Source organism: Streptomyces sp. NPDC056883 (genome assembly GCF_042788835.1).
In the GTDB taxonomy this organism is placed as follows: Bacteria; Actinomycetota; Actinomycetes; order Streptomycetales; family Streptomycetaceae; genus Streptomyces; species Streptomyces stoeckheimensis.
Map to the genome: position 1 here is coordinate 592,964 of NZ_JBHUBS010000004.1, position 8,411 is coordinate 601,374.

The following is an 8,411-nucleotide window of genomic DNA, read 5'->3' on the forward strand; positions in this document are numbered from 1 at the left end:
GGGGAGCAGGCGGGAATGTGACGACAGCCCCCAGGGCTGCGCTGCGTACGATCGGGTGATGCTCCCGGTCCTGGGCCGTACCCCTCTCCGGCGCCCGCGCGCACTGCCGCCGGTGCTGCTCTGCCTGCTGCTGCTCTGCGTGCCGCTGGCCGGATGCGGCTCCGGTTCCGGTTCTCCTTCCGGTTCCGGTTCCCGGGCCCCCTCGGCTTCGGCGGACCCCGTCGAAGGGGAGGTCCGGCGGGCCGTCGCCGCCTGGTCTGCGGCTCCGCCCGCGGCCCTCGCGGCGATCCCGCTGGAGGGATGGTCGTACGAGGTCTCCACGGTCCGGGTGGAAGGCGTACGGGCCTTCGTGCGCGCCGAGCTGCGCTACCGGCTCACCGGCTACGACGCCGCCCCGGCCGGCTCCGCCCGCGAGGTGGAGCTCACCCGCGACGGCGGCGCCTGGGCGGTGACCGCCGACCGGCCCGCCCCCGGAGCCCTGCCCCAGCTGTGGGACCAGGGCCCGGTGTCCGTGGAGCGCGGGGCGCACGCCCTGGTGCTCGGCGGTGCCGGCCAGAGTTCCGGTTCCCTCTCCGCGATCGCCGCCGAGGCCGACCGGGCGGTGCCCGCGGCGAGCGCGGCCTGGCCGCGGCCGTGGGCGGGCCGCGTGGTGGTGCTGGTGCCCGGCTCGCTGGACGCGATGGCGGCGCTGCTGGGGCGGCCCGCGGACGAGTACCGGGGCCTGGGCGCCGTCACCACCGGGCGGACCGGGGCGGGACCGGCCCCCGCCGACCGGGTCGTGGTGAACCCGGAGGGGTACGGGCAGCTCACGGCGGAGGGCCGCCAGGTGATCCTGACCCACGAGACCACCCACGTGGCGACCCGGGCGGCGACCACGTCCCGGACCCCGCTCTGGCTCTCCGAGGGCTTCGCGGACTGGGCCGCCTACCGCGACAGCGACCGCGGCCCGGCCGAAGTCGCGCCGGCCCTCGCCCGGGCGGTGCGGCAGGGCGATCTGCCGGGGGCGCTCCCCGAGGCCGCTTCCTTCGCCTTCGGCGGGGACGCGGACGCACTGGCGCGGGCCTACGAGGGCTCCTGGATGGCCTGCCGGCTCATCGCCCGGCGGTGGGGGGACGCGGCACTGGTCTCCCTGTACGAGAAGTCCGGCCGCGAGTCCCTCCCGACGGTCCTGTCGGAGACCCTCGGCACGGATCCCGCCGCCCTGACCCGGGCCTGGCAGCAGTCCCTGACCGGTGAGTTCCGCTAGCCCGCACCACACGACGGCCGGGCGCGGCACCGCTGCCGGGGGCCAGCCCCCGGACCCCTGCTCCTCAAACGCCGGAGGGGCTGGATTGTGGCCGGCGCAGGCCTGCACCTTACGCACGGGTCCGGATGTGCACGCTGCGCAGGGGTCCGCGCATGCGTGCGGTGAAAAAGCCTGCGCATGCGTGCGGCGGGCCGACGGTGCTGTGGGCTGGATTGCCCGCAGGGCAATTCCAGCCCCGCCGGCGTTTGAGGCGCGGGGTCTGGGGCGGAGCCCCAGGGGCCTCGGGCGCAGCCCCGGCTCCGCCGGTCCGGCCCGCGCGGCCTGGACCGCACGCCCCCGCAGGCTGCGTACCCACAGGCCCCGCGCCCGTGGGCTGCGGACCCACACGTCCGCCCCCGCAGGCTGCGTACCCGCGCCTCCGTCCCGCAGGCGGCGTACTCGGACCCTCCGCCCCGCAGGCCGCGCACCCACACGCCCCCGCCCCGCAGGGTGCCGCGCATCGCCCGGGCATCGGGGCCGCAGGGACCCGCGCGTGGGCTCCGGTAGGGTCGGCAGGCGATGGACAAGACGCTGATCGTGACCAACGACTTCCCGCCGCGGCCGGGGGGCATCCAGGCCTTCCTGCACAACATGGCGCTGCGACTGGACCCCGACCGGGTCGTGGTCTACGCCTCCACCTGGAAGCACTCGGCCGAGGCCCGCGCCGCCACCGCCGCCTTCGACGCGGAGCAGCCCTTCCAGGTGGTCCGCGACCGAACGACGATGCTGCTGCCGACCCCCCGGGTCACCCGCCGGGCCGTGGGCCTGCTGCGCGAACACGGCTGCTCGTCGGTGTGGTTCGGCGCGGCGGCCCCGCTGGGGCTGATGGGACCCGCCCTGCGCCGGGCCGGCGCACGCCGGATCGTGGCGACCACGCACGGGCACGAGGCGGGCTGGGCGCAGCTGCCGGTCGCGCGCCAGCTGCTGCGGCGCATCGGCGAGGGCACGGACACCCTGACCTACCTGGGGGAGTACACCCGTTCGCGGATCGCCCCGGCCCTGACGGACCGCGCGGCGGTGCGCATGACGCAGCTCCCGCCGGGGGTGGACGAGAAGACCTTCCACCCGGGGTCGGGCGGCGCGGAGGTCCGGGCACGGCTGGGCCTGACGGACCGGCCGGTGGTCGTCTGCGTCTCGCGGCTCGTTCCCCGCAAGGGCCAGGACACGCTGATCGAGGCGATGCCGCAGATCCTGAAGGCGCTGCCCGACGCCGTGCTGCTCATCGTCGGCGGCGGCCCCTACGAGGCCGACCTGCGGGCCCTGGCCGTGTCGACCGGGGTCGCGGAGTCCGTCGTGTTCACGGGAGCGGTCCCGTGGTCGGAACTGCCCGCCCACTACGGGGCGGGGGACGTCTTCGCGATGCCCTGCCGGACCCGGCGCGGCGGGCTCGACGTGGAAGGCCTCGGCATCGTCTACCTGGAGGCCTCCGCCACCGGCCTGCCGGTGATCGCCGGCGACTCCGGAGGCGCTCCGGACGCCGTACTGGACGGGGAGACGGGCTGGGTGGTCCGCGGCGGGTCCCCGGCCGAGACGGCCGACCGTGTCGTCACCCTGCTCCGTGACCCGGCCCTGCGCGCGCGCATGGGCGAGCGCGGCCGTGCCTGGGTCGAGGAGAAGTGGCGCTGGGACCTGCTGGCGGAGCGTCTGCGCGAGCTCCTGTAGGGAGTCATGCGCGGGGTCCCCTTTCCGCACGGAGGGGGGATTATCGCTCCCGAGGGGCCGATTGCGGGCAGATTCGATCACATCGCGCGGGCCGGGGCGGGGCCCGCCTACGGTCGAGCCATGTCTGACTGTTACTCAGAAGCGTGTCAGTGCGGGTTATGGCCGGTTGAGCGGAATCCGCTCATGATGCGGCCATGACACCCAACCTGACACGTCGTCATGTTCTCGGTCTCGGCGCCCTGCAGACCGCGGCGGCCCTCGGCTTCACCCGGATCGGCCTGCAGTCCGCGGCGGCCGCCGAGCCCGCGGCCGCCGCGTACGCCCCGGCCATCGTCGTCGGCTCCGGCTACGGATCCGCCGTCGCCGCGCTCCGCCTCGGGCAGGCCGGCGTGCGGACCGTCGTCCTGGAGATGGGCCGGCTCTGGGACACCCCGGGCGCCGACGGGAAGGTCTTCCCCGCCACCTCCGCCCCCGACCAGCGCTCGATGTGGTTCCGCAACCGCACCGAGGCCCCGCTCGCCCAGTTCCTCTGGCTGGACGTGGTCAACCGCAACATCAGCCCGTACCCCGGGGTCCTGGACCGGGTGAACTACGGCGACATGTCGGTGTACGTGGGCCGCGGAGTCGGCGGCGGCTCCCTGGTCAACGGCGGTATGGCGCCCACGCCGAAGCGCTCGTACTTCACCGAGATCCTGCCCCGGGTGGACGCCGACGAGATGTACGGCACCTACTACCCCCGCGCCCGCGCCATGCTCGGGGTCAACGACATCGACCCGGCCTGGTTCGAGTCCACCGAGTGGTACCGCTTCGCCCGGATCTCCCGCAAGCACGCCCAGAAGACCGGGCTGAAGACCACCTTCGTCCCCAACGTCTACGACTTCGAGTACATGAAGCGCGAGGCCGCCGGCACCGCCACCAGATCCGCCCTCGCGGGCGAGGTCATCTACGGCAACAACCACGGCAAGAAGAGCGTGGACAAGACCTACCTCGCCGCCGCCCTGGGCACGGGGAACGTCACCATCGAGACCATGCAGCGCGTGGTCGGCGTACGGCAGGACCCGGCCGGCGGCTACGTCCTGACCGTCCAGACCAGCGACCTCACCGGCCGCGTCACCCAGGTCCGCGAACTGGGCTGCAAGCAGCTCTTCCTCGGCGCCGGCAGCCTCGGCACCACAGAGATCCTGCTGCGCGCCCGCGAGACCGGCACCCTGCCCGCCCTGAACGACAAGGTGGGCCTCGGCTGGGGCCACAACGGCAACGTCATGACCGCCCGCGCCAACCACCTGTGGGACACGGTCGGCGCCAACCAGGCCACCATGCCCGCCCTCGGCATCGACGACTGGGACAACGCCTCGAACCCGGTCTTCGCCGAGATCGCCCCGCTCCCGATGGGGTTCGAGCACTGGATCTCGATGTACCTGGCCATCACCAAGAACCCGGAGCGCGGGCACTTCACCTACGACGCCGCCAGCGACTCGGCGAAGCTCCAGTGGACCCGGGACCAGAACACCCCGTCCGTCGAGTCCGCCAAGCGCCTCTTCGACCGGATCAACCGGGCCAACTTCACCATCTACCGCTACGACCTCTTCGGCGACAACAAGAACTTCGCCGACAACTTCACCTACCACCCGCTGGGCGGCTGCGTCCTGGGGGACGCGACCGACGACTTCGGCCGCGTCAAGGGCTACCAGGGCCTCTACGTCACCGACAGCTCGCTGATCCCCGGATCGCTCGGGGTGAACCCCTTCGTGACCGTCACCGCCCTTGCAGAGCGGAACGTGGCGCGGGTCCTCGCCGAAGACCCGCGCTGACCCGGGGGCCCGCTCCTAGCCCCGGTAGAGGGCTTCGATCTCGTCCGCGAAGTCCTTCGCCACCACATTCCGCTTCAGCTTCAGCGAAGGCGTGATGTGCCCGGACTCCTCCGTGAACTGGGAGGGCAGAATGCGGAATTTCCGCACCGATTCCGCCTTGGAAACCGCCGCGTTGCCGTCGTCCACGGCCTTCTGGACGGCGGCGATGAGGTCCGCGTCCTCGCGCAGCTGGGCCGCCGTCACACCGGCCGGCTTGCCGTGCTCCGCGGCCCAGCGGCCCAGGAACTCCTCGTCGATGGTGACCAGCGCGGCCACGAACGGCCGCGCGTCGCCGACCACCATGCACTCCGCGACCAGCGCGTGCGCCCGGATCCGGTCCTCGATCACCGCGGGGGCGACGTTCTTGCCGCCGGCCGTGACGATGAGCTCCTTCTTGCGCCCGGTGATCGCCAGGTAGCCGTCCTCGTCGAGCGTGCCGACGTCGCCCGTGTGGAACCAGCCGTCGGTCAGCGCGTCGGCGGTGGCCGACGGGTTGTTCCAGTACTCCTTGAAGATGTGCTCGCCGTGCAGCAGCACCTCGCCGTCGTCGGCGATGCGCACCACGGAGCCCGGGAGCGGCTGGCCGACCGTACCGATCTTCGTCTTGTCCCACGGGTTGAAGGCCGTGGCCGCACAGGACTCGGTCAGCCCGTAGCCCTCCAGGACCGTGAAGCCGATGCCGCGGAAGAAGTGGCCGAGCCGCTCGCCCAGCGGGGCGCCGCCGGAGATCGCGTACTCGCCGCGCCCGCCGAGGACCGTGTGGAGCTTGCTGTAGACCAGCTTGGAGAAGAGCTTGTGCTTCAGCTTGAGCTTGAGGGACGGCCCGCCCGGCAGGTCCAGCGCGCGGCTGTACGCGATCGCCGTCTCGGCCGCCGCGTCGAAGATCTTGCCCTTGCCGTCGGCCTGGGCCTTGGCGCGGGCCGAGTTGTAGACCTTCTCGAAGACTCGCGGGACGCCGAGGATCAGAGTGGGCCGGAAGGACTGCAGCTCGTCGGTCAGGTTCTTGATGTCCGGTACGCAGCCCAGCCGGATCGGCGCCAGCACGGCCGCCACCTCCACCAGGCGGCCGAACACGTGCGCGGCCGGCAGGAAGAGCAGCACGGAGCACTCGCCGGTCCGGAACAGCGGACGCAGCCGGGCCACGATGTTCCCGCACTCGGCGAAGAAGCTGCGGTGGGTCAGCACGCAGCCCTTGGGGCGGCCGGTGGTGCCGGAGGTGTAGACGATGGTGGCCGGGTCGTCGGCGCCCGCGAGCGCGCTGCGCTCGTCGAGCACGGCGTCGGAGATCCCGGCGCCGGCCGCGTTCAGCGTCTCCAGGGCGCCCTGCTCGATCTCCCAGACCTCGCGCAGCTCCGGCAGCCGGTCGCGCAGGGCGGCCACGGCCGCGGCGTGCCCGGGGGACTCCACGAGGACGGCGACGGCGCCGGAGTCGCCGAGGATCCACTGGATCTGCTCGGGGGAGCTGGTCTCGTACACGGGGACCGTGACGGCGCCCGCGCTCCAGATCGCGAAGTCGATCAGCACCCACTCGTAGCGGGTGCGGGAGATCAGGGCGACCCGGTCGCCGGGCTTGATGCCGGCCGCGATCAGGCCCTTCGCCGCGGCGCGGACCTCGGCGAGGAACTCCGTCGCGGTGACGTCCTGCCACGCGCCGGCGACCTTGCGGGCCATGACGGCGGTGTCGGGATGCTGAGCGGCGTTGCGGCGGATGAGATCCGTCAGGTTCCCGTCCGACGGGACCTCGTACAGGGCCGGAAGGCTGAACTCGCGCAAGACTGCTGCTCCTCTGGGCGCCATCGCCACCATGTGGACCGACGCGACGTTACCCACCGGTAGGCGGTTCCGGATAGAGGGAACCGGCCAGATGTTCCCTGCGTCACATGTCACGGCCGTGTCCTGCCGACATTAGTCGACCCGCTTTGCGACTCGGAAGTAACCGCAGGTCCGGCCGCCTGGCCCGATTCCCTCCCCGCGGCGGCCCGGCGCGCCTAGGGTGGCCGCATGGGTGGCTCTATGGGTGGCATCAAGAACCGGACACGGGTCCACGTGGTCAGCGACGTCCACGGCAACACCGAGGCACTGGCACGGGCCGGGGAAGGCGCCGATGCGCTGATCTGCCTGGGCGACCTCGTCCTCTTCCTCGACTACGCCGACCACTCGCGCGGCATCTTCCCCGACCTCTTCGGCGTCGAGAACGCCGACCACATCGTCGAACTGCGCACCGCCCGCCGTTTCGAGGAGGCCCGGGAGTTCGCCCGCGGCCTGTGGGCCGGGCGGGACCGCGAACGACTGGTCGAGGGCGCCGTCCGGCGCCAGTACGCCGAGATGTTCGCCGCCTTCCCCCGGCCCACGTACGCCACGTACGGCAACGTCGACATCCCCGGCCTCTGGCCCGAGTACGCCGGCCCCGGCCTCACCGTGCTCGACGGGCAGCGGGTCGAGATCGGGGGCCGCGTCTTCGGCTTCGTCGGCGGCGGCCTGCCCTCGCCGATGCGCACGCCCTACGAGGTGCCCGAGGAGGAGTACGCGGCCAAGGTGGAGGCGCTGGGCGAGGTCGACGTGCTGTGCTCGCACATCCCGCCGGACGTGCCCGAGCTCTGCTACGACACGGTGGCCCGGCGCTTCGAGCGGGGGAGCGGGGCGCTGCTCGCCGCGATCCGCCGGGTGCGACCCCGGTACGCGCTCTTCGGCCACGTCCACCAGCCGCTCGCCCGCCGGATGCGGATCGGCGCCACCGAGTGCGTGAACGTCGGGCACTTCGCCGCCACGGGGAGGCCGTGGGCCCTGGAGTGGTGACCGGTCATGACGTGACGCGCGATAGCCTTCACGCGGCGGCCCCGGCCGTCCGCACACTTCCTCGAACTCCCCCCGGAGGAGCGACCGCGATGGCGGAACACACCAGCTCGAGCATCACGATCGAGGCGGCCCCGGCCGACGTCATGGCCGTGATCGCCGACTTCGCCCGCTACCCGGAATGGACCGGCGAGGTGAAGGAGGCCGAGGTACTGGCGAAGGACGACGCCGGCCGGGCTTCTCTCGTCCGGCTGCTGCTGGACGCGGGCGCGATCAAGGACGACCACACGCTGGCCTACACCTGGCCGGCCGAGAACACGGTCAGCTGGACGCTGGACAAGTCCCAGATGCTGCGGCAGCTCGACGGGTCCTACCAGCTGGCGCCGGTCGCGGGCGGTGCGCGCACCGAGGTGACCTACTCGCTGACGGTGGACGTCAAGATCCCGATGCTCGGCATGATCAAGCGCAAGGCGGAGAAGGTCATCATCGACCGCGCGCTGGCGGGCCTGAAGAAGCGCGTGGAAAGCCGCCCCGGCCAACCTTCTTGACGCGCCTTTTCGACGCGTCGCTCGCACCGCTGCGCGGGCTTCGCGTCGCTGCGCCGGACTCCGTCCGGCGGTGGCCCGGTCGGGGTTGCCGCCCCTGCCGCCTGGCGTGGGTGCCGGTGGGCGGGTGCGGCTGGGTGGGCCCTGCGGGGCTGGGTCCCCTACCCGCCCTTCGCCCGTTCCCCGGGGCTGCGCCCCGGACCCGTTGCCGGGTGCGGCGTCGTTCGCGGGGGGGGGGGCCCGCACCCCCGAGCCCCCAAACACCACCAGGAGCGC

6 protein-coding genes are annotated in these 8,411 nt (G+C 73.0%); 5 read left to right on the plus strand and 1 reads right to left on the minus strand.

Annotated elements, in window-relative coordinates:
* Positions 1-58: 58 nt before the first annotated feature.
* The 3 genes from ACFRU2_RS14570 (at position 59) to ACFRU2_RS14580 (ending at position 4,758) form a co-directional block, all read left to right on the plus strand.
* A complete protein-coding gene (locus tag ACFRU2_RS14570) occupies positions 59-1,246 on the plus strand; it encodes a hypothetical protein (protein ID WP_382971867.1) in 1,188 nt (395 codons plus the stop codon).
* A 558-nt stretch (positions 1,247-1,804) separates the two neighbouring features.
* Positions 1,805-2,947 (plus strand): glycosyltransferase family 4 protein, encoded by a 1,143-nt coding sequence (locus ACFRU2_RS14575; RefSeq protein ID WP_382971869.1) that lies wholly within the window; start codon positions 1,805-1,807, stop codon positions 2,945-2,947.
* Positions 2,948-3,141: 194 nt separating this feature from the next.
* Complete coding sequence (locus tag ACFRU2_RS14580; protein ID WP_382971870.1) at positions 3,142-4,758, plus strand: GMC oxidoreductase; 1,617 nt, start codon at positions 3,142-3,144, stop codon at positions 4,756-4,758.
* A 15-nt stretch (positions 4,759-4,773) separates the two neighbouring features.
* Here the strand turns inward: ACFRU2_RS14580 and ACFRU2_RS14585 are convergent, their stop codons facing one another.
* A complete protein-coding gene (locus tag ACFRU2_RS14585; protein ID WP_382971872.1) occupies positions 4,774-6,570 on the minus strand; it encodes an AMP-dependent synthetase/ligase in 1,797 nt (598 codons plus the stop codon).
* Between the two features lie 228 nt (positions 6,571-6,798).
* Here ACFRU2_RS14585 and ACFRU2_RS14590 point away from each other — a divergent pair, with 228 nt between their 5' ends.
* Together ACFRU2_RS14590 and ACFRU2_RS14595 are read left to right on the plus strand one after the other, a co-directional pair.
* The gene (locus ACFRU2_RS14590; protein ID WP_382971874.1) at positions 6,799-7,593 is read left to right on the plus strand and encodes a metallophosphoesterase; all 795 of its coding nucleotides are present in this window, start codon (positions 6,799-6,801) and stop codon (positions 7,591-7,593) included.
* An 89-nt stretch (positions 7,594-7,682) separates the two neighbouring features.
* Positions 7,683-8,138 (plus strand): SRPBCC family protein, encoded by a 456-nt coding sequence (locus ACFRU2_RS14595; RefSeq protein WP_382971876.1) that lies wholly within the window; start codon positions 7,683-7,685, stop codon positions 8,136-8,138.
* The last annotated feature ends 273 nt before the right edge of the window (positions 8,139-8,411 follow it).